Source organism: Halobacillus sp. A5, from assembly GCF_024189315.1.
GTDB lineage: Bacteria > Bacillota > Bacilli > Bacillales > Halobacillaceae > Halobacillus_A.
The window spans coordinates 388,758-413,542 of the sequence record NZ_JAIZEO010000004.1 but is presented as its reverse complement, the minus strand read 5'-3'; the positions used below and the strand labels follow the sequence as shown (position 1 = coordinate 413,542).

Below are 24,785 nucleotides of genomic sequence, written 5' to 3'. Positions count from 1 at the left end.
AACCAGAAGGAGGAAACCTAAATGGCTGATCAAACAACAGAAAACCAGGAAACCATTAAGAAAATTAAAGACTTGATTAAAGATGAAAAGGTAGCGATGCTGACCTCGGTATCCCCGGAGGGCAAGCTGATGTCCCGGCCGATGCATACGCAGGAAGTAGAGATGGACAGGGAAGAGATCTGGTTCATTACAGAAAAAGATACAGAGAAATATAGGGATATCGAACGTAATCCTGCCGTTAACCTGGCGTATTCAGGCAAATCTTATGTATCGATCAGCGGCACTGCTGAATTTGTTCAGGATGACGCTAAGAAGAAAGAGTATTGGAATAAGATTCTCGGAAGACTGCTGAACATTTCTGCCGACGATCCGAATGTTGTACTCGTCAAAGTGACACCTGACATCGCAGAATACTGGGAGTCCGGCATAAGCGTCAAGACCGTTAAGGAATTTGTGAAAAAAATGACCAGCAGTTCTTCATTAGAAGAAGACAATGATTTAAAAGATACTGTTCATTTTAATGAAAATACGAAATAACATTTTGTCTGTGATATTCTGAGTAACTCCGTGTGAGAAATAATCAACGAAGTTTTAAATAGAGATTTCATATAATTAGATCGTAACTATACCCTGAATAATGGGCAATCGCCCTTATTCGGGGTTTTTCTGTTCGATGGGGCATTATGACTTGAATAAATGATGAAAGGGAGGTTATGAATATTAATTAATAGGTGCTGATTTAATGTATACTATATTAAAAGCAGACCGGTGATATTGAATAATTTTAGAGTGTTTTACAACTGTACGTTTTTAATCTGTAAATTGCGGAGGAATTACGATGTTCAAGCGTATGAAAATAATTATCCTGCTCCTCCTCGCTCTTGGGATGGCTTTCATTCTTATGAACTTAGCTGACGACGATAATGATAAACAACCAGAGGACTCATCACCAGATAATGAAAATGAAGAGAGTGGGGAGTCAGAAACATCTTTGGACATTATATTTGACTTGGCCAAACAAGGGGAAATCCCTGACAGCCCGATCGTGGTCGGTGAAACGACTGCCGATGATGTGCAAGAGACGTGGGGAGAACCGGAGGAAACTAATGACACGGATGCCGGGCTTTTTTTGACTTATCCCTCACATGACATTGATATCGGTATTGCGGACGATATTGTCACCGATATACGTTCGTCAAAGGAAACAGTCACGTCGTTTGATCTGGAGACAATAAAATCATTTCAAAAGCCCGATGATACGCGGTACTACGAGGACGAAGAGGATGATCAAATTATTCTTGTCTATGACCTTTCCGATGATTATGTATTGAAATGGGTGTTTCCGAACCCTGCCGATGATGCAGATAACCCAGAGGTGGATCACATTTCATTATCGAAGGAAATGAGCAGGGAAGGTAGCACCGCCGATATGAGCCTTGATGAAAAAATCGGTCAAATGATTTTCGGCGGTGTCGACGGAACGGGAATGAACGCTGACACTAGAAACATCATCAAGAAGTATCATGTTGGAGGTATCATTTTATTTAGCAGTAACATCGAAAGTGCGGATCAAACCGTCAGCTTTTTAAATGATATGAAAACGGCTAATGCTGATAACCCTTACCCATTATTGCTAGGGGTTGATGAAGAAGGCGGCAGTGTAACACGTATACCCGATCAGATGAAAAGTCTTCCGACGAGCCGTTCGATTGGGGAATTGAACGATCCGGAGGTGGCCTTCAACGCCGGCGCGATTCTCGGAGAACAGATGCAGGCACTCGGTTTCAATCTGGACTTCGCGCCTGTTCTTGATGTAACCAGAAATCCAAATAATCCTGTTATCGGCGACCGTTCGTTTGGCGATAACTCGGATATTGTAACCCGGCTTGGCATCCAGACAATGAAAGGAATACAGAGTGAAGGAGTTATTTCTGTTATTAAACATTTTCCCGGTCACGGGGATACCGGCGTGGATTCCCACTTGGAACTCCCGAAGGTCGAAAAAAGCTATGACGAGTTAAGAGAACTGGAACTTGTGCCATTTAAGAAAGCCATTTCAGAGGGGGCTGACGTGAGCATGATCGCTCATATTCTGCTTCCGCAAATTGATCAAAGCTACCCCGCATCCATGTCGAACGAGGTGATCACAGGAATGTTGCGTGAAGACTATAATTTTGATGGTGTTGTCATCACCGACGACTTGACGATGGGTGCAATTACCGATCATTATACTGTCGCTGATGCTGCTGTAGAGACCGCAAAAGCGGGCGGGGATTTATTGCTTGTTGCCCATGATCCAGATCTGGTTATTACTGTTTTTGATGAATTGAAAGCAGCTGTAGAAAATGGGGAAATAAGCGAGGACAGGATTGATGAAAGTGTCGAACGCATCACAAATTTGAAAACAAAATACCAGCTATCTGACGAAAAGACACCAGCCCCCAACTTCCGGCCAATCAATGAGAGGGTGGAAGAAATTTTGCAGAAAGTTTCTTGAGCGGAGAAAAGCTGAAGGTCATACATTCAATGATCTTCAGCTTTTTTAGTTCAGCGGTTCAGCTCATCATTTTCTGTTTAAGTAGTCATCATACGTTTCCCGGACTTGATACTCCATTGGTCCAATGACACTAATTATTACAATTGCTATTTACATCAGCTGCCTCCAGCTCTATAATGAAATGAAAAATTCATTTATATTTATATTTTGAATAATTTATTTCATAAGGGGCGATTGGTTATGGATGCAACTCGCATGGCCTATGCCTATACAGGGAAAAATAAAATAGCTAAGTTTGAAGGCCACTATCATGGTGGATTTGATCAGGTGCTGCTCAGCGTAAACCCCCCTATTGATGAAGCCGGACCTCCGCATGAACCGAATGCTGTCATTGAATCTAGTGGAGTAGATTCTTACCATGAAGAGCATACAGTGATTCTGCCATTTAACGATTTGGAGGCAGCTGCTGAGATTCTGTCAAAACGAAGAGATGAAATCGCTGCAGTTGTACTTGAGCCGGTGCAGGGAGGTTTTATACCAGCTGAACAATCATTTATGGATGGGCTGAGGAAAGTGACGGAAGAATTAGATATTCTGCTAATCTTTGATGAAGTGAAAACAGGGTTTCGACTTGGCTTAGGCGGAGCTCAGTCCTTATATGAGATCAAACCGGACATTACAGCTCTTGGAAAAGTGGTTGGCGGGGGATTCCCGGTAGGAATGGTCGGCGGCAAAAAAGAAGTCATGATGGTAAGTTCACCTAAAGCGTCTTCCGATGTGTTCGACTCAAGTCAAAGTTTAAAATCGAGTGCGAAAGATGTACTGTTTCATAGTGGAACCTATAATGGACATCCAACAATTCTGGCTGCTGGACTGGCAACAATCCACCGTTTAGAAAAGGAAATTAATAATGTATTTGCAATTACTTATCAGTTAAAAGAAGGAATTAACAAGTTGTTTGCGAAGCGTGGAGTGGCTATGAAGACAATCGGATTGGGCTCTATCTTCAATATCGTCATCACGGATCAAGAGAAAATTTTGAATTATAGACAGCTCCAGCAATCGAATTTTCATATAAGGAAAGAAATCGATTTTCGATTGTTGTGTGAAGGGATTTATACCAAACCTTTAAATCGTTATAGTCTGTCCACCGTTCATGGTGAAAAGGAGATCAACCGCACTCTTGAGGCTTATGATCGGGTGCTATCGCAGTTATTTTAATTGAGGAAGGATGGGGATGATGGGAAACGTCTACCATAATATTGCCGGTAAAAAGGCAAAGATGAGTAAGTCCCAGTTAAAGATAGCGAATTATATGCTGGAAAACCCTAATGCAGTGTCATTTTTAACAGTGGGTAAACTGGCAAAAGTTACGGGTGTAAGCGAAGCAACCGTTGTACGGTTTGCAACCTTTCTTGGATATACCGGTTATACAGAATTTCAACAGGATGTTCAAGATTCTCTCCAGCATCAATTAACCACTTCCGAAAGGTTAAAGATATCTAAACAGGTTTACGATGAGAAAGAAAAGGGCGTAGATGAAATTTTTCGTGATGATATGGAAAATATTAAAGCAACAATGGAGGGACTGAATGTAGAGGACTTTCATCATGCCGTAAATTATATACTGAATGCGAGAAAGATTTATATTCTTGCCAACCGCAGCGCGGTGTCGTTAGGTGTATTTCTTCAATATTATTTATCTATGATAGTAGATAATGTGGAGCTGCTTCATTCGGTGGAGACCGCATCTGACTCCCTTTACCAAATAAATAAAGACGATGTTGCTATAGGCATCAGCTTTGCCCGTTATACGAAAAGTACGACTGAACTTTTTTCCTATGCAAAAGACAAAGGGGCAAAGACGATTGCAATTACAGACAATTTGGTATCCCCTCTTATTCCGTATGCGGACGTTCCGCTTAAGGCAGCCAGTCAAATGCCGATATTCATTGATTCATTTGCAGCACCCTTGAGTTTAATAAACGCATTAATAACTTTTGTTAGTAGAGAGAAGCAAGAAGATGTTCACGAGAGATTAGAAGAATTGGAAGACATTTGGAGGCATTTTGATGTTTTCCAATCAAATAAATTTGAATGATCGTGTGCTGAGAAATGAATCAAGAAATGAACTCAAGATATATCAATTAGAATGCCCCCTATTGTGATGTCGTCATTACAATAGGGGGCATTACTTTTATAAAAAGTGAAGTCGATTTAGTGTTCCAAGGTGTGATAACATCCACGACTCCTAAAGTGCCATTCGTCAAGGAGAAAAGGGGATATTATTCCAGCTTTATGTTTCCCCTTTATTAATATTTTAGTTGGGAAAGGGGATGGAACTTATATCGGCGGAAGTTCACAGGTCTGTATAGTATTTCCATTATTAAAATTGAAGTAAAAGTCTTCAAGGTTATTGTTTTTCATTTCTTCCAGGGTTGCCTGGGAGTTTCTAAAGTCAACTGAAATGCCCCGTAAAAGCACCACTCTCCTCGCTGGCAAATAAATAAGTCGCAAAGTTGTCTCATCGTGAGCCTGGATTAAGGAAGTATTATTAACACTGGAAAACTGGGTGACTTGCTAAACAAATCTAGTATTGAAGAATATATATAGGTATAAGGTTTTTAAGGATAAACGACGGGAGGAAAAAGATGAATACATTTGAACGAAATATCTGGTCCTTGTACTATGAGTTTTTAGAGACTTTCAAAGTTTTAAAGTATAAAGGTTTTTCTATTCCCTACTTGTGCCATTTTCGTAGCCTTATTAGGAATAATAATAATGTATACAATAACCTGTCATCAGAGGATTTTATAAAATCTTTAATTCATGAAGTAAAAGATAAACAGTCTTTTCAAGAGCTCTTTCATGCGTATAAACGCACGCATGTAAATAAAAGTAAAAGCAAATTACCTAAAAAATCAAACCATCCTGAAAAAAAAATTGTTTTGTATGATGCAGCGAAGTTGCTCCGATTTCCAAAAGATACTATAAACAAATACTTTAAACCATCAGAAACCATTGCATTGTATGATTTTAAGCCGAAAAACAAAAAATGCAAAGTGATTAAAGGTATTCCAATAGAAGGAGTTCCTAAGCATTATTTAAATCAGTACAGGGCGAATGTAAATTCAAATATTCAAATATTAAAGACGAAAGCAGCAGAAATTATTTCCACCTTCAGTCATCACCCAATGTTCAACCATAAAAAATTTAAGCTGTATTTTGATAAGCAGATAGAGGGGATTGTTCATCGTATAGAGGAAGCTGGTAGATATTTTAGCAGAAACCCTGTTTCTTGTATTGTTTTTTCTTCTACCCACTATTATCAAAGCCGAACAATCGCGATGGTAGCAGCAGAAGTAGGAATTCCAACAATCTGTATGCAGCATGGGATTATTGCTAATGAGATTGGATATATTCCTCAAATAGCAGACGCAGAGGCGGTATATGGTGACTTTGAAGCTGAGTGGTTTAAGCAATTAGGTGTCTCGAAAAAATCTATAAAAGTTATCGGCCATCCTAGGTTCGATACCATTCATAAAAAGCCTTCTATATCAAAAAGGGCGTTAGAAAAACAGTTAGGCTTAAAACCCGGTAAGAAAATGATAGTCATGATAGTCAGGAACGATCAGCAAATTAATAAATGGAGCAAATTTATTAAATCTTTAGGTAATAAGAGAGATTATAATATTGTGGTTAGAGATTATCCACGCTTGACCCCGCACCCATTGACTACAAAATACACATATCTTTACCCATCAAAAGATTTTCAATTATATGATTTGATTCATCACAGTGATTTAGTAGTTACTTATTTATCCACTGTAGGGCTGGAGGCCATGATAGCTGGAAAACCAGTATTTATCTTATCTACCCCTTTTCCGAATTACACCGGTTACTACGATTCTCTGGGTGAATTGACGCAAACAGACCCTGTAAAACTCTCAGAATTAATCAATAAATATTTCACCGACACTAATATGAAAAAACTAGTGAATAAGAGAAGAAATCGATTTTTAGCACAAGCATATCCAGCTGTTAAACCTTCTGGTCAAAGACTCGTAGATTTAATTAATCGGTTGTCTAATGGGAAATAGCTGTGATAAACATGAATTCAATGGAGGTAATAAATAGTAATGAATAATTTTGAACGTAATTACTGGTCATCGTACTGTGATTATATTGATAAGTTTGACTCGTTAACGTATTTAGGTATTTCAATTCCTTTAGTCAGTCCCTATTATGTGCTTATACATGAGAATGCTATTAATAAACTGAACAGCAAATCTTTTAACAAATATGTAAGCACAAATATAAAACAGGAGAAAGGTATTCAATCCCATTTTGAGCAGCGCCTTTCTCCTTATAAGAAGAAAATAAATAAGCGAAAAGGAAAAATAGTATTATACGATACCGCTCTAAGAATCCCTGACCACATGCTGCAGGAGAATTTTTCACCAACGGAAACTATGATCCTTTTACAAAACACAACTACAGATGAAAATGCTCATTCAATTCCGGCCGTCCCTTTATTACAATTCTCAAATGTTAATACGAAAGCGATTGAGGCATTTCAGAAAAAAACAATTGAATGTTTAAATAAAGCAAAGTCACATCCGATCTATCGTGACGAAAAGGTTAGGAAGAGACTGATTAATCTTATTCCTAAGATCATGAAACAAATTTCTGCTGCTGTAAATTTTTTGGAAGCGACACCGGTCTCCTGCTTAGTATTAGGCACTACCAATAGTAGTGATACAAGAATTCTAGCATTAGCAGCAGCTTTAAAAGGAATACCGACGATCTGTTTGCAGCATGGAGTTCCAATGCTTGAATTTGGGTACCTTCCTAAGGTGGCAACATACTTAGCGGTATATGGGAAGTATGATATAGATTGGTATACTAAAAAAGGAGTTCCGCCAGCCTCGTTAAAAGACATAGGGCACCCCAGGTTTGACGAACTTTCCAGTAAGAAATTAATGGATAAAAAAGCCTTTCATTCTCATTTCAAATTAGGTCCAAAAAGAAAAACCGTACTTATGGTTATACACCATGAAGAAACAGAGATACCCCGTGCAATAATTGCGCAGCTGAGGAAACAAGGTACAGTCAATATCATTGTCAAACCAAGGAATGGCAGACAAAGAACGTCGGAGAAAACGGCTTTACTCCAACAGGAATTCCCTGATATCAGTTTTGCAGAGGACATGGATTTATACGATTTACTTCATAATGTAGACGCAGTCGTAAGTTATGAATCAACTATTGTGCTGGAAGCCCTGTTAGCGAATAAACCTGTTTTTATCTGGAAGTTAAAAACTTTGCTGCCAAGTTCTACGAATTATTATGGAAGGTTAAATGACTATATCTTTAATGAACCTCGTATACTGGTCAAACATTTAACAACAACCTTAGAAGGTAATGGGGACATGGATAAATGGGAAAAAAATAAAAATGACTTTCTGGCATATAAGTATTCCCCTCCATCAGGGACGTCTATTATTAAATTGAAAGCTTTAATACAATCGCTTACTATCTGAAGACTTGTCCCTTCACCCTTTTTGTCATAAAGATGCCAAACATAAGAGGCGATTTTCTATACAGGGAAATCGCTCTTTTTATTGATTCATTAGATAAAATTACTTTCAATAGCACTATTGATATTACATATGAAAGTACCTGCCACGCTCCGCTAAAACGATATTCGTAGGGAGAAGCTTTTTTGAATTTATTTTGACAGTATTTTATAGACATGTTAGTGTTAAAATTGTTAAATAAATTCTTAACAAACTTTACTTACTTCAAAATTGGAGTTGATTAAATTGAACCTGAACCTAAAATTAAAACAATACATTAATGGTAACTGGGTTGACGCAAACTCAGAGAAGACGCGTGAAATTACTAATCCATTTAACCAGGAGGTCATCGCCGTTGTACCAGAAGGTGATGAATCAGATACAAAAGAAGCAATTGCTGCAGCAAGAGAAGCGTTTGATCACGGAGAGTGGCCATCTACACCGGCAACTGAGCGCGGGGCAGTCGTAAGAAGAATTGCTGAATTGATTGAAAGGGACAAAGAAGAACTGGCTTATCTAGAATCATTAGATACTGGTAAAACAGTAGAAGAAAGCCGTGGAGATATGGATGATATCGCTGGTGTGTTTCGTTATTATGCAGAAATTGCAGATAAAGATGGCGGCGTGCTCATCGATTCTCCAGTACCAGACTCGATCAGTAAAGTGGTTCATGAACCCGTTGGAGTTTGTGGACAAATTACACCCTGGAATTATCCTTTACTTCAAGCGTCCTGGAAACTGGCTCCAGCGCTTGCAACTGGAAATACGTTAATTATGAAACCAAGTGAAATCACACCGCTTACGACTATTAAAGTATTTGAACTAATGGAAGAGGCGGGAGTACCTGCCGGTGTTGCTAACCTGGTTCTTGGTGCAGGGGATAAAGTTGGCCAAGAATTATCTGATAACACCGATGTCGATCTTATTTCTTTTACAGGCGGCATTGTAACAGGGAAGAAAATTATGCAGGCGGCAAGCGTTAATGTGAAGAAGCTTGCACTTGAACTTGGCGGGAAAAACCCGAACGTAATTTTTGCTGATGCTGATTTTGATATTGCTGTCGATCAAGCGTTGAACGGAGTATTTTTCCACGCGGGACAAATCTGTTCTGCTGGAACGAGACTGATTGTGGAAGAAAGCATTCACGATAAGTTCGTGGACGCGATTGTGGAGCGGGTGAAGAAATTCAAGCTGGGAAGCGGGTTTGATGAGGATACTCAAATGGGACCGCTGATTTCCGCTGAACACCTTGCGAAAGTAGAAAAGTATGTAGAAGCAGGAATTCAAGAGGGAGCGACGTTAGCCGTTGGCGGCAGTCGCCCTAAAGATCCGGAATTACAGAATGGATTTTTCTACCTGCCTACGATATTCACAGATTGCACAACAGATATGACCGTTGTGCAGGAGGAAGGTTTCGGGCCGGTTATTACGGTCGAGAAATTCAGTACAGAAAAAGAAGCCGTAAAGCTAGCGAATGACTCCATCTACGGACTTGCTGGCGGTGTTTTCACGAACGATATCGCAAAAGCTGAACGCTGTGCGGCGAAGATGCGCATGGGTACAGTTTGGATTAACGAATTCAACCTGTATTTCCCACACGCCCCATGGGGTGGATTTAAGCAGTCTGGTATTGGACGTGAACTGGGCCGGCTGGGTATAGAAGAATATACAGAAACAAAGCATATCTTCCAAAATCTTAAGCCTGAATCATTGAACTGGTTCTAAGCTGATCGATTTGATCTGCTGACTGGGTTTTAAATAATTCTGACAAACGAAGAAGGGTTAACGAGCAATATTTTTAACCCTTCTTTCCAAATTAAACATCAGGGAGGAACTGAAGATGAGTGAATCTTACGATATTGTAATCATTGGCGGCGGTAGTGCAGGTTCTGTACTCGGCAACCGTCTAAGTGAAGATGGGAAAAAAAGTGTTCTTGTGTTAGAGGCGGGACGCAGTGATTATGCTTGGGATCTATTGATCCAAATGCCGGCAGCTCTGCCGTTTCCTGCAGGTAAAAGCCTCTACGATTGGAAATATGAATCAGACCCTGAGCCCCATATGAATGGACGGCGTATCAAGCATGCCCGAGGAAAAGTGCTTGGAGGCTCCAGTTCGATCAACGGGATGATTTATCAGCGTGGAAATCCGATGGACTATGAACGCTGGGGTGCTGATACAGGTATGGAAACATGGAATTGGGCTCATTGCCTTCCCTATTTCAAACGCCTGGAAAATGCTTTAGAATCACCAGATGATGATCTTCGCGGTCATGACGGGCCAATTAAATTGGAACGCGGGCCAGCTAAAAATCCTTTATTCCAAGCCTTCTTTAACGCAGGGGCAGAGGCTGGTTATTCAAGAACTCCAGATGTGAACGGTTTCCGCCAGGAGGGATTCGGACCATTTGATAAGCATGTGTACAAAGGGCAGAGACTGTCCGCTTCACGTGCCTATCTGCATCCGGTAATGAACCGGGAGAACTTAACGATAAAGACGCGTGCTTTTGTTTCGAGTATTGACTTCGATGGTACTCGTGCCAAAGGGCTGACTTATCAGCGAAACGGGAAAACGCACCAGGTTAATGCAGGAGAAGTCGTCCTTGCCGGCGGTGCGATTAACACACCGCAGCTGCTTCAACTGTCAGGTGTAGGAGATGCCGAACACCTTCGTTCACTTGGGATTGACCCAGTCGTCGACCTTCCAGGTGTAGGAGAAAACCTCCAGGACCACCTTGAAGTTTATGTGCAGCATGCTTGTCCGCTGCCTGTTTCCGAACAGCCCAACTTGAGTAAGGCACGTATGCCTTGGATTGGCTTGCAATGGATGCTCGGCCGTACAGGGCCGGCAGCGACAAACCACTTCGAAGGCGGAGGATTCGTACGCTCGAACGAGGAAGTCGACTATCCCAACTTAATGTTCCACTTCCTTCCGGTAGCGGTAAGGTACGATGGACAAAAAGCACCAACCGATCACGGGTTCCAGGTACACATCGGACCGATGTACTCCGATGCCCGCGGATCATTAAAGATTCGCTCGAAAGATCCGAAAGAGCATCCGAGCATGGTCTACAACTATCTTTCTACTGAACAGGACAAACGTGAGTGGGTGGAAGCGATTAGAATTACACGTGAAATAATGTCGCAGCCGGCGATGAAAACTTACAATGCCGGAGAAATCTCGCCTGGTCCTACTGTTCAAACCGACGAGGAAATCCTGGATTGGGTGAAAGAAGACGCTGAGACTGCCCTTCATCCGTCTTGTACAGCCAAGATGGGACCTGCTTCAGATCCAATGTCTGTCGTAGATCCTAATACGATGAAGGTTCACGGACTCGATAATGTACGAGTGGTAGATGCATCTGCCATGCCTTATGTGACGAACGGCAACATTCACGCACCTGTGTTGATGCTGGCGGAAAAAGCAGCAGACCTCATCCTTGGACGTAAACCACTGGATCCAATTGAAGCTGACTTCTATCGTCATGGAGTACATTCATCCGATGCGGGTACAGTAACTAAATAATACTTTAATGGAGAAGGCCTCTTTCAAGTGTATTTGCTCGTGAAGCATACATTTTGAACGAGAGCCTTCTTTTTCTGTTGTTTAGTTGTGTTTGATTCTAGCTTTTTTAAACCCGAGAATCGTCTCATAAACAATAGAAGAGATAACTGAAAGTACAATAATCCACAGCATCACATAGGGATACATTTCAATGGAGCCAGTGGATAAATCAAATCTTTCTGAAAGGTAGGTCATAAATGCCGGATCAAATAAAGAATCACGGCTGGCGAGAAGGATTAGAAAAACGACAAAGATGAAATGGAAAGAAGCGTTCACCACCACTACGATCCGGTTCCAGTGCCCCACCTTCCATTTGTACATGTTCACACCAAGACTTGCGGCTGCTAAGAGAATGACGAAAGGGGTAAACAAACGTAAGAGACTTCCGTTAAAAACTGCTGTTTCTCCCGGTCCAACTCCGTTTGCCGCAGTAAAGTACATAATGGTTAAAACCACACTCCAAAAGAAGCTTAAATATATAGATGCTTTAGAAATTGATTTCTTCCATGGAGTTGTTAAAGAGTGACTTAAATCCTCAGGTTTCCAGGGCTCCCCGGTTAATGCAGAAGAGTTCTCGTCACGATGGACTCCAATACGTTCCAGAAATACGAATACAAGCATTCCCCAGAAAAAGACATGCGCCACAATATTAAGCACAGCTCCGATTAAATCACCACTGATTGTTGTGGCTAAGGTGAAGAGACCGCCCTCTCCTGTATAAGCTGCCATTATCCCTGTAACTGCTATAACGAGTGCAATTACTATAAAAATAAATCCGCCTACTTTTAACGAAGAAATAAAAAAGTCATAGACCTGCTGGCCAAACAAGGAAGAAGGGCGCTCCCTGTACTGACGTGCGAGCTTGGATGGGTCGCCAAATTCAGTTAATACCTCTTTCACATCATCTTCCGTATAGTCGTCAGGAAGCATATCCTCTATGGATGACTTTAATTCAAGCGCTACATCGTCCTGAATTTTAGGCGACAGGCGGTAGGTCACTTCATGAATATATTTATCAATCATCTTCATTGTTCTTTTCTCCTCTCAATAGGGCATTAAGCTCTTCCGTCGTTCTCTGCCATTGACTCTTCAGCTCTTGAAAAATTTCTTCTCCGTATTCACTGAGCACGTAATACTTACGCGGCCGGTTTTCAGAAGTATCCCAGCTGCTCGATACCACTTCCTGCTTTTCCAAACGACGGAGCAGTGGATAGAGCGTGCTTTGGTCAATCTTCATCCCGTATTCATCTAAACGCTGAACCAGGGAGTAGCCATACTGTGGGGTCTTCAGCTGACTTAATACGGCTAACGTCAACGAACCTCTTCGCAGCTCGGTTGTCAGGGAGTGCAGTAAATCACCCATTTAATCACCTCATTTATTATACTGTTTATCATACACTATTGTTTTATATACATCAATGGGTAATAAATTATATTTTTATAAAGGATGTTGGCCTGAGCGGAGGGCGATGATTGTGAAGATTAAGTAGTAATGGAAATAAGTTCAGTTTGGTTTTCCATTGACTCTTGATGAAATTTATCTCATAATAATTTATTAATATAGAAGAGTATTAAGTAAATATATAAATGAAAGTAATGATAGGGAATTATTAGATAGTCCTCAGGTGAAAGAGAGTAATATCCACCGGCTGAAAGATGTTACAACCTGCAATGCTGTTGAACCTGTCCCTTGAACTGTCAGGCTGCTTCCTGACCGGTTTTCCTGCGTTAAAGGGATAGGCTAAAGTGGATATTAGTGGAAACTAATATCAATGAAGGTGGTACCGCGGAGATAATGCTCTTCCGTCCTTTGTATAAGGATGGAAGAGCATTTTTTACCTAAAATGGGGGTGAATGAATAATGAACAAGAAACGGATCGTTGTCAAAATAGGCAGCAGCTCCTTGACGAATACAAAGGGCGGACTAAGCAGTGAAAAGCTATGTGAGCATGTAGATGCGCTGGCACGCTTGAAGAAGCTTGGGCATGAGGTGATTTTGATTTCATCAGGAGCCGTTGCAGCCGGTTTTACGGATCTTGGTTATTCCTCACGTCCTGTAACGATTGCCGGTAAACAAGCAGCAGCTGCCGTAGGGCAGGGGCAATTATTAAGAAGTTATTCAGAGGAGTTTAAAAGTCATGGTATTGTGGCAGCACAATTACTGTTAACGAGACAGAACTTCCTGTACAAAGAACAATATCAAAATGCCCACGCCACCTTGTCTGAACTTCTAAAGCGTAATGTCACACCGATTATTAATGAAAATGATTCAGTAGCCATCGAAGAATTAACCTTTGGTGATAACGACATGTTATCAGCCCTCGTTAGTGGTCTTGTGCACGCCGATTTTTTAATGATCTTAACGGACATTAATGGGATCTATGATCAAAATCCACGAACTCATCCAAATGCTAAAAAGTATAACTCGCTTCATGAGATTGATGATCAATTACTAAATGGTGCTTCCGAAGCGGGTTCCAAAGTTGGAACGGGCGGAATGAAATCAAAATTAGAGGCAGCTCGTACAGCATTACTTTTAGGAGTGAAAGTCTTTATTGGGTGTGGAACGGGGAAAGAAAAACTTGTTGATATTCTAGCTGATAAAGGGGATGGAACTTATATCGGCGGCTCACAAACCGGTATGAATCATTCTAAACAGTGGCTGGCCCTTCATTCTATACCGAGTGGTAAGATTGAAGTGGATCAGGGTGCTGAAACCGCGATCTTAAGCAATGGTAAAAGCCTACTGCCTGCTGGTGTCACAAACATTATGGGTAACTTTAGGGCCAATGATGTGGTGGAGGTCGTTAACTTAAAAGGGCAGCTTATCGGCAAAGGACGTGTTAACTTTTCTTCGAATCAATTGTTAGAGATTAAGGGGTTATCAAGCACAGAGGCTATGATCAAAGCCAATAGTGATCAAAAGGTCGTTATTCATAGGGATTATTGGGTAAGTTCCAGTTAATAAATTTAGGATAAGATTTTTCAAGAGAGCTGGCAAGGGGTCATTGAGACCTCTTGCCAGCTCTCCATTTTTTTATTTATTCATGTGCATAACTTCAAAATTAGGCAAGGTCAATACCGATAGCTTAGATATAATAGAATTAAAAAAAGTGCATGGACATACATATGATGAGGATTTTGCGAAGAAGTTTGTAGAAGAAATTAAGGCCTATGTATCAGATTTAGAGTATACCAAGTCTGCTTTGAACCGTTTTGTTGAGATTGAGAAAGCTGTCATTTTCGGCAGCTGCTCACTGGGAGGTCTGATGTGGATCTTGCTTTGTATGGAAAGAATGTGAGTACAAAGGTGATTACAAGGTTAGTTGTTCAGCTGAATGAGGAACTTCCGTTGCCTTACTTCTTCGGCATTCTTCATTTCGAACAAATCCATAATGAGAAGTTGTGTGAACATATTAACCGTGAAGGAAAACTAATCTATGAAAGAATGCCGGCTTCTTAAAAGACCTAATAAGGTCATAAAATGACTATTCCCAATATGAAAGGGGATAGTCATTTTTTTATAAGGAGATTTTGAAAAATAAAGAAAATACAGTAAAAATGTGGTAAAATAGATTTTGTGTTCAGTAGTTTGTTAACGTTATCTTTGTCTTTTTGTAAGCGTTTTATCAAAATTAGAAAAGGTTGATGAAAAGTGACCATGCAAGTAAAAGAAGCTTCAATTTTTGACTACACGGGAAACAAGATTAGGACCGAAGACCGTGAGATAGCGATTATTGCAAAGATGGAAGATCCTAAAATCGCTATCCTGGGAAACGTGGTAAGTGAGGCAGAGTGTGAGGAGCTTATCCGTCTTTCGAAAGACCGTGTGAACCGGTCAAAAATCGGATCAAGTCATGAGGTGAGCGATATTCGGACGAGCAGCAGCACGTTTTTGCCGGAAGATGATGTCACGAACAGAATTGAAAATCGAATCGCGCAGATTATGAATGTACCCGTTGAACATGGAGAAGGACTTCATATACTGAATTATAAACAAGGTCAGGAATATAAAGCTCATTACGATTATTTCAAATCAAAGGTTAGAGCAGTGAACAACCCAAGGATCAGCACGCTTGTCCTTTACTTAAACGATGTAGAAGAGGGTGGGGAAACCTACTTTCCTCATATGAATCTATCGGTCTCGCCTCATAGAGGAATGGGCGTTTATTTTGAATATTTTTATTCAGACCCTGTGGTTAACGAACGAACATTCCACGGCGGGTCTCCCGTTACGGCTGGTGAAAAATGGGCGGCTACGATGTGGGTGCGGAGAAAACAGTATCGATAATGCAGGGATAACTCATGACAATTATTCGAGTAGATGTATGATTGGTAATCAACATTTTACACAAAGTTGTAGACTAACCCAATAATTTGAGACAATATAAAACACCTTTGAAGTGGTACGATGAGTACTAATACTATATCGGAGGTGTTTTTGCATGGGCAAAAACGTATATTCAAGTGACGTAAAAAGGGCAGCCGTTCAAGCAAAAATTGCAGGTGAATTAACAACGAAAGAGAGCATGGAGAAGTACGGTATAAAAAAAATCTCAAATTGAAACTTGGATGAGATGGTAAGAAGGGGGAAATATATCGATTTGATCAGCCGATTGGAAAGCAATATACGGATGGTCATGGTCCCGAGAATAACACAGTGGATGAGAGGAAAAATCGCTAAATCGAACACTTAAAGATGGAAAATGACATTTTAAAAAAGTATATGGAGATCGAAAAGGAGTTGAAAAACAAGCATCCTTAAATCTCGTAGAAAATTTGAAACATAAATACATGATTACAGCTATCTTACAGGCATTAGACCTATCACGTGCAACTTATTATCGTTGGTATTCTAAAGGAACCAAGGAAACGCTAACAGAAGTTGAACAAGCTATTATGTCTATATGTAAGGCTGTGAATTATCGTTATGGGCATCGGAAAGTAAAGGCTTTATTGAAAGAGGATTACAATATTAAATGCAACCGGAACACGGTGCTAACCTTATTCAACGTGATTTCCAAGCGACGAAACCAAACCAAAAATGGGTAATGGATATTACTTATATTCAATATGGAAGCACGGTGAAATATTTGTCTACGATCATTTTGTCGCTTATAAAATGTATGATCACCAACAAGTTTCATTAGTATTAGATACGTTAAAATAAGCTTTAACCCGTCGTTCTTACCCGGAAGGAGTCATCGTCCATTCCGACCAAGGGAGCGTTTATACTTCCAATGCTTTTCAGGGGTATGCATAAATGGGTTACTATTTATTATTAAGTTTTTAATATTCATCTTAATTTGCGGTATTGGTCTTAGCTTTTTAAAAATAATTTTTGATTTTTCTACAACTTCAAAAGTTTCTTATATAACAAATGCTGTTTCACAATTTTTTGTCTTATCTATCAGTACACTAATACTTTTTTTACATGATGTTATAGAGGATACGGTAAAAAAAAAACCGGAAATTATTATAGAAAATAAAACTGCTTCAATCTTTATGCATTACGTTCCACACGAATTAAGTCTATATAATTTTTTTCCTTCTGCTACTATTTTAACTACAATAATCGTCTGCTTGCTTTTTCTATTTTTTATAATTAGACAAGTAATAAAAAAAGCGTTAAAGGACAAACATGAAACGTTGTATAAATTTAAAAAAAAGAAATCAAATCATCCATACTTGTTGGCTTTAAAAAATTTCAATAGAGGGCATAAAGTTTTTAATGTTGACTTTCTTCTATTATATATTGTCATGGCATTAATTGCTTTAATAACTATTGTTCATCAAATAACCATTTTAACTTATATAAGTATTTTAGTATCTGCACTATTTGTTCAGTTTCTTGTTCTAAAAAGTGATGCATCTATGAAGGTATTTTACTATTACAAATTTGGACCGATAAAATCCACAGCATTGCTATTGCCCACTGTTTTAATTCAATTTTTTGCATTTACAATACTGTTTAATTTGTTAATAGGGTGAGTAACTTATTTACATTTTATAAATTTCCTTATGTTAGGTATTTGTAACACAATAGCATGTTTTTTGGTTGGGACACACGTGTATTTTAATTTATCAAAAATTATACACGGAAAAATATTTAAGCAATTTGTGAAACTAAGTATACTAGTTTACTCGATCTTAAATATAGCGTTTATTAGAATAATTACAAATTTAATAGGGGTGAGTTTGCTAATTCCTTTCTTTACGACTATCTCCCTAACTATTATTGTATGTTGTTTCATGATTAAAAATATACACAAACTTAGGATGTTTATAATTGCAGTATACAAAAAAATTAATATTACGGCATAAACTACTGTCTTTAATTATCTCATTATATTTTTTAATTATTTTTCTATCTATGATCTTAACTTGGGTGATAAGAACAAGTTTTGAAAAATATCCAATACAAGAATTAGTACAACACTATTCATGGAGAGAGATTTTCTATCAAAATATAACCTCTTCATTATTTATAATATTATTAGGGATTATTTCATTCGGTTTACTTTCTATATTTGTAAGCATATATAATTTATATACATTTATATTAGTGATAGATTCTGCTTACAAAGTAAGTGAAAGTTATGCGTATACGTTTCTAATAATAATGGGGCATGGAATAATAGAGATTCCCTCTATAGCTATTACTTTATATATATCGACAATTTCTTTAAGACTATTAATTAATTATGTTTAAAGTCTATATTTAAAATACAAACAATTAGATCATTTTCTACTCTAATATTGTGTAATATTTTTATGTACTTGGCTGCTAGTATGATAGAGTCTTATATAACACCAATTATAGCTGAATTGGTGTTATAACTTAGGGAGGATTAATTTGAAAGTTATAGGGTTAAAAAAAAGCTTCTCAAAATAAAATACTTGTAGACGTGAATTTTTGTTTAAAAAAAATAAAATATATTCCCTTTTAGGTAGGAATGGAGTGGGCAAAACAACTTTGCTGAAAATCCTAGCTAATTTGGTAGATTACGATGAAGGGAAAATTGATAAGCAAAATTTAGATGTGTTTTTTGTTCCAGAGACACCTCAATTTCTTGAATACTTAAGTGGTTATGATAACTTACGACTTATATGTGAAATTTATAATGTACCAGTGAAAAATATAGATGAATATTTGCATAGTGATAATGGAATTCAAAGTTATATTTATGATTTAGTAATAAACTATTCCTATGGTATGAAACATCAATTATCATTAGCAAGTTCTTTCTTAATTAATCCAGATGTACTATTACTAGATGAGCCGTTAACCTCGCTGGACCCTATAAACATTGAAATTTTTAAATCAAGACTTAGAGACTTTGCGAATGAGAATAAGACTATTATAATATCTACCCATATCTTATCTATAGCTCATCAAATATCTGATGAAATTCTTCTTTTATCTAATAAAGAAATAGAGCAATTTGAAAATAAATTCACAGAAGAAGAATTAACTAGTTATATTACTAATTTTATGTGAAGTAAGGGAATTTAATGATTGTATAAACATTAATTTTTCAGAAGTAGAAGATTTTGTTTTTCGGGGTCTAAATTATCAAAAGTAAAAACTTTTCATTCGGTATAACTCAAGGTTTTTGAAGGTTTAAAGATTAAATTAAGGAGATTTTTTGATGAATTTTGAGAAAGAAGACTTTTTTAATATTGTATCGTTTGCTGTAATAGGTTGCGTTATTATCTTTTTATTTAATAAATTCTCTGCCTCGTTTAAAGAACTTAATATAAGTGATTCAAGCAGTTACATATCAATTTTATTTCTAGCTTTGGTATATGGATTAATTCAAAAATTATTGCGAAGATAAAATCGAAAATAATCCTAGATTCATTGTGTTCTTTTTTACAAATTGGTTTGCATCCCTCAATAACAAGTGACAATTGTAATACAGTAAAAAGTACCATTTTATTGTGTTAAAGGGCAATTCAAATAAGAAATTAAGTAACTGCCTTTGTTAAATAAGTGAAAAAATAAGATTTCTACTTCTATATTATACAAGTATAAATTCAGAAGACGTTTTCGGTATTTGGAGAGATGTACGTGAACGCCTAAATGCTTTGTAAATGCTAGCTATTCAAGAGATCAATTCATAGCATGAATTGATCTCTTTTTACCTTCCCATAGTAATCTAAAAGTTCATCGACGGGAGTGGAAAGACCGTGACACGAGTGGTTATCTTAGCCGAAAAACCCTCTCAGGCAAAAGCTTATGCAGAGGCTTTTACGATACAGGAAAAATCGAAAACATACATACAATTAAAGCCGGATGAGACCTTTCCGCATGGCGCGACCATTACGTGGGGAGTCGGCCACCTGGTTGAATTAAAAGAGCCTCATGATTATAAACCGGAGTGGAAGAAGTGGAAGCTTGATCAGCTGCCGATTGTTCCTGATCGCTTCTTAGAAAAAGTGTCAAAAGGGAAATGGGAGCAGTTTCAAGCAGTCAAGAAGCTGTTCCAGCAGGCAGACGTACTCGTGAATGCGGCTGATGTTGACCGGGAAGGCTCGAATATTTTTTACAGCATTCTCCGCTTAACGGGTGTGAAGGGAAAGCCGATTCAGCGATTGTGGATCAATTCTCTTGAGAAGGATGAAGTTCGTAAAGGATTTAAAAATTTACAAAGCAACGAGAAGGATCTGCGTTTATTTGATGAAGCGAAAGCCCGCCAGATCAGCGATTGGATGGTGGGAATCAATGCCAGCCGCCTGTTTACCCTGCTTTTACAGAAGAAAGGTTTCGCAAGCTATCTATCAATTGGACGTGTGCAGTCCCCGACAGTGTATTTAATCTATCAACGGCATAAGGAAATCGAAAACTTTGTGTCTGAGCCTTTTTATCAAATTGAGGGTCTTTTTCAAGCGGAAACAGGGGCTTATAAAGGTCTGGCTGAAATTAAGGAAAAAGACAAGGCGAAGGTACAGGAGCTTATGGACAAGCATTGGCTGAAAGAAAAAGAAGATTTAACTGGTATTGTTCAGAAAATCGATCAAAAGACGAAACATCAAAAGTCACCGAAACTCCATTCTCTGTCGACTCTTCAAAGCGTTGCAAACCGACGATGGAAATACACGCCGTCACAGGTGCTGAAGACGATGCAGAAGCTTTATGAGAAGCGGCTCGTTTCCTATCCGCGTACAGACTGCAATTTTATAACGGAAAGTGAATTTGCCTATGTAGTGAACAATTTAAATGCCTATCAGAAAGCGTTGAATGTTTCTTTTTCCCCTGTGTCGTTGAAACCAAATAAACGGTACGTCAACTCAAGTAAAGTCCAGGAACACTATGCCATCATTCCGACAAAAACGGTCCCCAGTCAAAAGAAGCTGAGTGGACTGAGTCGTGATGAGCGCAATATTTATGAGGAAGTGCTGGCCACGACGCTTGCGATGTTCCACGCGGACTATGTCTATGAAGAGACGGTGATTATTACCCATGTTCACGATCTTCCTTTTAAATCCACGGGTAGAAGAGAAGTGAAAAGGGGATGGAAGGAGCTGTTTCCTAAGCCGTCTTCATCCAAACAGGAGAAGGAAGCTTTTCTTCCGAATGTCCACAAGGGGGTAGAAGTGGGGGCCCGGCTTCATATTAAAGAAAGCATGACGCAGCCGCCGAAGCCTTACACCGAAGGCCAGCTGATTAATATGATGAAAACATGCGGGAAGCTCATGGATGATGAGGGAGACGTGGAGATTTTAAAAGAAGTCGAGGGACTCGGGACAGAAGCCACGCGCTCCAGCATTATTGAAACCATTAAGACCCAGAAATACATTGAGGTGAAAAAGAACAACGTGTTTGTCACAGATAAAGGGATTATGCTTTGTGAAGCCATTGAAGGAACGTTGTTATCGAGTCCTTCTCTTACTGCCAAATGGGAATCGTATTTAAAGAAAATCGGCAGCGGGGAAGGGTCGAAACAAGTTTTTCTTAAGCAGACCGGGCAGTTTATTGAAAAGCTGATTCAAGAAACCCCTGACTCGATCCAGCAGGTGAACGTTCGCAGCACAGGAGAGAAAAAGAAGTGGAACGAACCGATTGCGAAATGCCCGGCCTGTTCTACCGGCTCAATTATGGACCGCTACAAGTTTTATGCGTGCTCCAATTATAAAGAAGGATGTACAGTGACTTTTCCGAAGAGATTAGCAGGGAAGTCATTAACGAACAATATGATAAAAACGTTATGCGAGAAGAAGCGGACGCGGGTGCTGAAAGGGTTTAAAGGAAAGAAAGCATTCAGTACCGCTTTAACGCTCGATGAGAATTATAAAATCGTATTTGATTTTAAAAAGAAAGCTTGATGTCTATGCCTGTCTCCTGATGATTTTACCGGGAAACAGGCATCTTATTTTATAAACGTGTTACGATGCCTATAGGAAAACATAGGGGGAACTAATTTTGACAACAAAGCTTTACTACGTAGATGCCTATCAGATGGAGTTCGAAACGGGCGTTACTAAGATTAATGAAGATGAGCGTGGTTCTTATGTGGTGCTGAGAGAGACAGCCTTTTACCCAACAGGCGGCGGACAGCCGCACGACATTGGAGGTTTGAATGGAGTCGAAGTGATCGATGTTGAAGAAATAGAAGATGAATTACGTCATTATACAAAAGAAAAGCTTCCGTCCGGAACAAGAATTGTGCACGGAAAAGTTGATCAAGAACGACGGTTGGACCACATGCAGCAGCATTGCGGACAGCATATCATTTCAGCAGTATTCGAGGATCAGTTCGGCCTTCCGACGACGAGCTTCCATTTAGGAAAAGATACGGTAACCATTGATTTGGATACGGAATACCTCGACGACGATCTCTTAAGGAAAGCGGAGGAGCAGGTGAACGAGATCATCCTTCATAATATTCCGGTTGCAACGAAATGGATGTCCGCTAAAGAGGCTTTGGAATTTCCGCTTCGCAAACCGCTTGCTGTCAACGGGGAGGGCAGGCTTGTAATGATTCCGGGTGTAGATTACAACGGATGCGGGGGAACGCATCCAGCGTCCACAGGGGAAGTCATGGCCGTCAAACTCCTCGGCTGGACAAAAAATAAGAAACAGGTGCGGCTGGAGTTCGTCTGCGGCCGGCGGGTTTTGGATAAGCTCGGACAAAAGCACCGGGTATTAACTGACATGAAGCGGTTCGTGCCGCGGCCGGAACATCAGCTTGTAGAGGAAGTTAACGAGCTGATTCAATCAGGCAGAGGGAAAGACAAGAAAATTGCTGAGCTTGAAAAACAGCTGCTTAAGCATGAGGCACGTGAAATAGTTTCAGAATCACAGGGAGAACGGGTGATTCAGCGTATTTTTAAAGACCGCCCGATCAAGACAATCCAGACGCTCGGAAAAGCCATCATCGAAGAAGCCCCTGATGCTTACCTTATTCTGATCTGTGAGCAGGAAGATCAGCTGCAGTTCGTGCTGGCCCATGGGGCGGACATCAACCGAAATATGAATGAAGTCGCCAAACAAATCCTGCCTCTTATTGAAGGAAAAGGCGGGGGCAAGCCAGATTTTGTCCAGGGAGGCGGCAAAAGGGTCATGAACGGGGCCGAGTTAGCTGATCGAGTTAAAAACCTGCTGTAAAATAAGTATCTGACTTATGCCGGCGTACTTCTTTAAAATTTCCTTACATGAACAGGATCCACAGTACTGGAAAGAGGATATTTAACACGGAACTTACGATTGATGGCATGGATTAACTCCTGCCTGGCCTCCTCAGAATTGATTTCTCCATCTTTAATATCCTGGTGGGTCATCTTCACTTCAAAGTTAATCTGATGGTGCTTATAATGAATTTTTCCTGAAACAATCATATGAATCCTCCTTAAGTATACTGGCAGAATGGTTATACCCGTAGGACTTTTAAGTGAAACTCCAGCTGTCATGACCCGCTTATATTCTTTCAGATGGGTTAGACTAATCGCACGTGTTATGATTAGAAATAGTGTTTACTAATGGGAGGTTTATCAATGGACAATAATGATTTATTAATCAGATTAAGATATGCCCTGGATATCAAAGATCAGGATATGATCGAGATATTTAATCTTGGCGGCGTTGATTTAACAAAAGAAGAATTGTTAAAAGTACTTACAAAATCAGACGACGAAGAAGAACCAGATGAAAATGAAGATCAAATCAAATGTACAAACAGTATGTTCGAATCCTTTTTAAATGGCTTCATTACTTTCCAAAGAGGACCGCAGGAACCAAAGCCCGGTCAGCCAAACAAGCCTGATCGGTCGATAAAAAATGCTTCAAGTGTAAATAATGTCATGCTGAAAAAAGTGAAAATCGCTTTGAAGTTAACGAGCGAGGATCTTATTGATATTTTAGATGAAGCCGGAGTCACGATCACGAAAGGGGAAGTAAGCGCGTTATTAAGAAAAGAAGGACACAAGAATTATAAAGTGTTCGGAGATCAATATGCGCGTAATTTCTTGAAAGGGTTGGCCATTAAATATAGAGGATGAATGATAATTGATTACACGTTAGGTGCTGAAGTTAGATATTATTTGAACAAGTGAGACAAGCAGTGCATTTTGAATGCTCCGCTTGTCTTTTTTGCCTTCTTGGATCGAGGTGCCTATTAATAAAAACACAATTTCTCACTTGTTTTTTTAGGAAGTTAATGATAATCTAATTTGTACCACATAAATAGTAATGGTTACTATTTAGTTTGAGAGTATTATCTGTAGAGTGACTTTCTTAGGAAAAGAAGATATTTAAGTTCGATATACGCTGAGGTGAAATCATGAGTGATTATTTAATTAAAATACTAACGGATAAGATTGTCGCTTCTTTGCCTAAAGAGAAGAGGGAAATTTATGACTACGTGATAAATATAGAGGATAAAATTGCGGAAGAGGCTGGCTCTGCAGAGGAGTTTATGGTTCGGCTTAAAAGTGAATCACCGCACAAACGTGCAGCAAATCACTTTGATATGACTTTATTAGAACTTTTGCAAACCATTAACGACATTGATCGAGAGATTGCTGCACAGCTTGAAACGAAGATCCAATTGGTCAGGTGGAAGGACTATACAGAGGTAGTACGGGCTAGAATAGGAGTTCCTCTTAATCAGAAAGTATTTCTGCTGTCGCTCCCTCAATAGCTTTT

At 39.3% G+C, this 24,785-nt stretch carries 22 protein-coding genes; 19 read left to right on the top strand and 3 right to left on the bottom strand.

All coding sequences use genetic code 11. The annotated features are described in order from the left end of the window. Positions 1-21 precede the first annotated feature (21 nt). The 8 genes from LF822_RS17180 to betA all read left to right on the top strand — a co-directional run bounded on the left by LF822_RS17180 (position 22) and on the right by betA (position 11,599). Positions 22-537: a pyridoxamine 5'-phosphate oxidase family protein gene (locus tag LF822_RS17180; protein WP_253925309.1), complete on the top strand. Its 516-nt coding sequence runs from the start codon at positions 22-24 to the stop codon at positions 535-537. A gap of 301 nt (positions 538-838) precedes the next feature. Continuing rightward, positions 839-2,497 (top strand): beta-N-acetylhexosaminidase, encoded by a 1,659-nt coding sequence (gene nagZ / locus LF822_RS17175; protein ID WP_253925308.1) that lies wholly within the window; start codon positions 839-841, stop codon positions 2,495-2,497. Between the two features lie 240 nt (positions 2,498-2,737). Beyond that, positions 2,738-3,718 carry an aspartate aminotransferase family protein gene (locus LF822_RS17170; RefSeq protein WP_371925948.1) on the top strand — a complete coding sequence of 327 codons (981 nt, stop codon included), beginning with the start codon at positions 2,738-2,740 and terminating at the stop codon, positions 3,716-3,718. A 16-nt stretch (positions 3,719-3,734) separates the two neighbouring features. Then, positions 3,735-4,598, top strand: a complete 864-nt coding sequence (locus tag LF822_RS17165) for a MurR/RpiR family transcriptional regulator (RefSeq protein ID WP_371925947.1) — start codon at positions 3,735-3,737, stop codon at positions 4,596-4,598. Between the two features lie 550 nt (positions 4,599-5,148). Beyond that, positions 5,149-6,597, top strand: a complete 1,449-nt coding sequence (locus LF822_RS17160) for a CDP-glycerol glycerophosphotransferase family protein (protein ID WP_253925307.1) — start codon at positions 5,149-5,151, stop codon at positions 6,595-6,597. 39 nt (positions 6,598-6,636) lie between these two features. Next, on the top strand, positions 6,637-8,040 hold the full coding sequence (locus LF822_RS17155) for a hypothetical protein (RefSeq protein ID WP_253925306.1): 1,404 nt from the start codon (positions 6,637-6,639) through the stop codon (positions 8,038-8,040). A 288-nt stretch (positions 8,041-8,328) separates the two neighbouring features. After that, positions 8,329-9,801, top strand: coding sequence for a betaine-aldehyde dehydrogenase (betB, locus tag LF822_RS17150; RefSeq protein WP_253925471.1), 1,473 nt, complete (start codon positions 8,329-8,331; stop codon positions 9,799-9,801). A 115-nt stretch (positions 9,802-9,916) separates the two neighbouring features. Beyond that, on the top strand, positions 9,917-11,599 hold the full coding sequence (gene betA, locus LF822_RS17145) for a choline dehydrogenase (RefSeq protein ID WP_253925305.1): 1,683 nt from the start codon (positions 9,917-9,919) through the stop codon (positions 11,597-11,599). An 81-nt stretch (positions 11,600-11,680) separates the two neighbouring features. On the opposite strand, the gene LF822_RS17140 is transcribed toward betA, so the two are convergent. Further along, positions 11,681-12,667, bottom strand: coding sequence for an HAAS signaling domain-containing protein (locus tag LF822_RS17140; protein ID WP_253925304.1), 987 nt, complete (start codon positions 12,665-12,667; stop codon positions 11,681-11,683). After that, a complete protein-coding gene (locus tag LF822_RS17135; protein ID WP_253925303.1) occupies positions 12,654-13,001 on the bottom strand; it encodes a PadR family transcriptional regulator in 348 nt (115 codons plus the stop codon). The genes LF822_RS17140 and LF822_RS17135 overlap by 14 nt, the downstream gene beginning before the upstream one ends. Before the next feature lie 498 nt (positions 13,002-13,499). On the opposite strand from LF822_RS17135, the gene proB reads away from it, so the two are divergent. The 9 genes from proB (at position 13,500) to LF822_RS17100 (ending at position 23,249) form a co-directional block, all read left to right on the top strand. Continuing rightward, positions 13,500-14,603, top strand: a complete 1,104-nt coding sequence (proB, locus tag LF822_RS17130) for a glutamate 5-kinase (protein WP_253925302.1) — start codon at positions 13,500-13,502, stop codon at positions 14,601-14,603. A gap of 148 nt (positions 14,604-14,751) precedes the next feature. Next, on the top strand, positions 14,752-14,940 hold the full coding sequence (locus tag LF822_RS17125; RefSeq protein ID WP_253925301.1) for a hypothetical protein: 189 nt from the start codon (positions 14,752-14,754) through the stop codon (positions 14,938-14,940). After that, positions 14,910-15,101: a nucleotidyltransferase domain-containing protein gene (locus LF822_RS17120; protein WP_253925300.1), complete on the top strand. Its 192-nt coding sequence runs from the start codon at positions 14,910-14,912 to the stop codon at positions 15,099-15,101. The genes LF822_RS17125 and LF822_RS17120 overlap by 31 nt, the downstream gene beginning before the upstream one ends. Before the next feature lie 198 nt (positions 15,102-15,299). Further along, positions 15,300-15,929, top strand: coding sequence for a 2OG-Fe(II) oxygenase (locus LF822_RS17115; protein ID WP_253925470.1), 630 nt, complete (start codon positions 15,300-15,302; stop codon positions 15,927-15,929). 503 nt (positions 15,930-16,432) lie between these two features. Continuing rightward, positions 16,433-16,690, top strand: coding sequence for a helix-turn-helix domain-containing protein (locus tag LF822_RS23150; RefSeq protein ID WP_371925946.1), 258 nt, complete (start codon positions 16,433-16,435; stop codon positions 16,688-16,690). A 1,237-nt stretch (positions 16,691-17,927) separates the two neighbouring features. Then, positions 17,928-18,350 (top strand): stage II sporulation protein M, encoded by a 423-nt coding sequence (locus LF822_RS23145; RefSeq protein WP_371925945.1) that lies wholly within the window; start codon positions 17,928-17,930, stop codon positions 18,348-18,350. A 204-nt stretch (positions 18,351-18,554) separates the two neighbouring features. Then, positions 18,555-19,139: an ATP-binding cassette domain-containing protein gene (locus LF822_RS17110; protein WP_256522253.1), complete on the top strand. Its 585-nt coding sequence runs from the start codon at positions 18,555-18,557 to the stop codon at positions 19,137-19,139. A gap of 692 nt (positions 19,140-19,831) precedes the next feature. Continuing rightward, on the top strand, positions 19,832-21,967 hold the full coding sequence (locus LF822_RS17105; RefSeq protein WP_253925298.1) for a type IA DNA topoisomerase: 2,136 nt from the start codon (positions 19,832-19,834) through the stop codon (positions 21,965-21,967). A 97-nt stretch (positions 21,968-22,064) separates the two neighbouring features. Then, complete coding sequence (locus tag LF822_RS17100; protein WP_253925297.1) at positions 22,065-23,249, top strand: alanyl-tRNA editing protein; 1,185 nt, start codon at positions 22,065-22,067, stop codon at positions 23,247-23,249. Positions 23,250-23,281: 32 nt separating this feature from the next. On the opposite strand, the gene LF822_RS17095 is transcribed toward LF822_RS17100, so the two are convergent. Further along, complete coding sequence (locus LF822_RS17095; RefSeq protein ID WP_253925296.1) at positions 23,282-23,479, bottom strand: hypothetical protein; 198 nt, start codon at positions 23,477-23,479, stop codon at positions 23,282-23,284. A 156-nt stretch (positions 23,480-23,635) separates the two neighbouring features. Between LF822_RS17095 and LF822_RS17090 the strand changes: the two genes are divergently transcribed. Next, a complete protein-coding gene (locus LF822_RS17090; RefSeq protein WP_253925295.1) occupies positions 23,636-24,139 on the top strand; it encodes a YehS family protein in 504 nt (167 codons plus the stop codon). Between the two features lie 281 nt (positions 24,140-24,420). Next, positions 24,421-24,780, top strand: coding sequence for a hypothetical protein (locus tag LF822_RS17085; protein WP_253925294.1), 360 nt, complete (start codon positions 24,421-24,423; stop codon positions 24,778-24,780). Positions 24,781-24,785: the final 5 nt, after the last annotated feature.

What these genes read in the sequence shown, in the direction of transcription:
- LF822_RS17180 (WP_253925309.1), top strand. Translation starts at nt 22, where the DNA reads ATGGCTGATCAAACAACAGAAAACCAGGAAACCATTAAGAAAATTAAA.
- nagZ (WP_253925308.1), top strand. Translation starts at nt 839, where the DNA reads ATGTTCAAGCGTATGAAAATAATTATCCTGCTCCTCCTCGCTCTTGGG.
- LF822_RS17170 (WP_371925948.1), top strand. Translation starts at nt 2,738, where the DNA reads ATGGATGCAACTCGCATGGCCTATGCCTATACAGGGAAAAATAAAATA.
- LF822_RS17165 (WP_371925947.1), top strand. Translation starts at nt 3,735, where the DNA reads ATGATGGGAAACGTCTACCATAATATTGCCGGTAAAAAGGCAAAGATG.
- LF822_RS17160 (WP_253925307.1), top strand. Translation starts at nt 5,149, where the DNA reads ATGAATACATTTGAACGAAATATCTGGTCCTTGTACTATGAGTTTTTA.
- LF822_RS17155 (WP_253925306.1), top strand. Translation starts at nt 6,637, where the DNA reads ATGAATAATTTTGAACGTAATTACTGGTCATCGTACTGTGATTATATT.
- betA (WP_253925305.1), top strand. Translation starts at nt 9,917, where the DNA reads ATGAGTGAATCTTACGATATTGTAATCATTGGCGGCGGTAGTGCAGGT.
- LF822_RS17140 (WP_253925304.1), bottom strand. Translation starts at nt 12,667, where the DNA reads ATGAAGATGATTGATAAATATATTCATGAAGTGACCTACCGCCTGTCG.
- LF822_RS17135 (WP_253925303.1), bottom strand. Translation starts at nt 13,001, where the DNA reads ATGGGTGATTTACTGCACTCCCTGACAACCGAGCTGCGAAGAGGTTCG.
- proB (WP_253925302.1), top strand. Translation starts at nt 13,500, where the DNA reads ATGAACAAGAAACGGATCGTTGTCAAAATAGGCAGCAGCTCCTTGACG.
- LF822_RS17115 (WP_253925470.1), top strand. Translation starts at nt 15,300, where the DNA reads ATGCAAGTAAAAGAAGCTTCAATTTTTGACTACACGGGAAACAAGATT.
- LF822_RS23150 (WP_371925946.1), top strand. Translation starts at nt 16,433, where the DNA reads ATGATTACAGCTATCTTACAGGCATTAGACCTATCACGTGCAACTTAT.
- LF822_RS17095 (WP_253925296.1), bottom strand. Translation starts at nt 23,479, where the DNA reads ATGATTGTTTCAGGAAAAATTCATTATAAGCACCATCAGATTAACTTT.
- LF822_RS17090 (WP_253925295.1), top strand. Translation starts at nt 23,636, where the DNA reads ATGGACAATAATGATTTATTAATCAGATTAAGATATGCCCTGGATATC.
- LF822_RS17085 (WP_253925294.1), top strand. Translation starts at nt 24,421, where the DNA reads ATGAGTGATTATTTAATTAAAATACTAACGGATAAGATTGTCGCTTCT.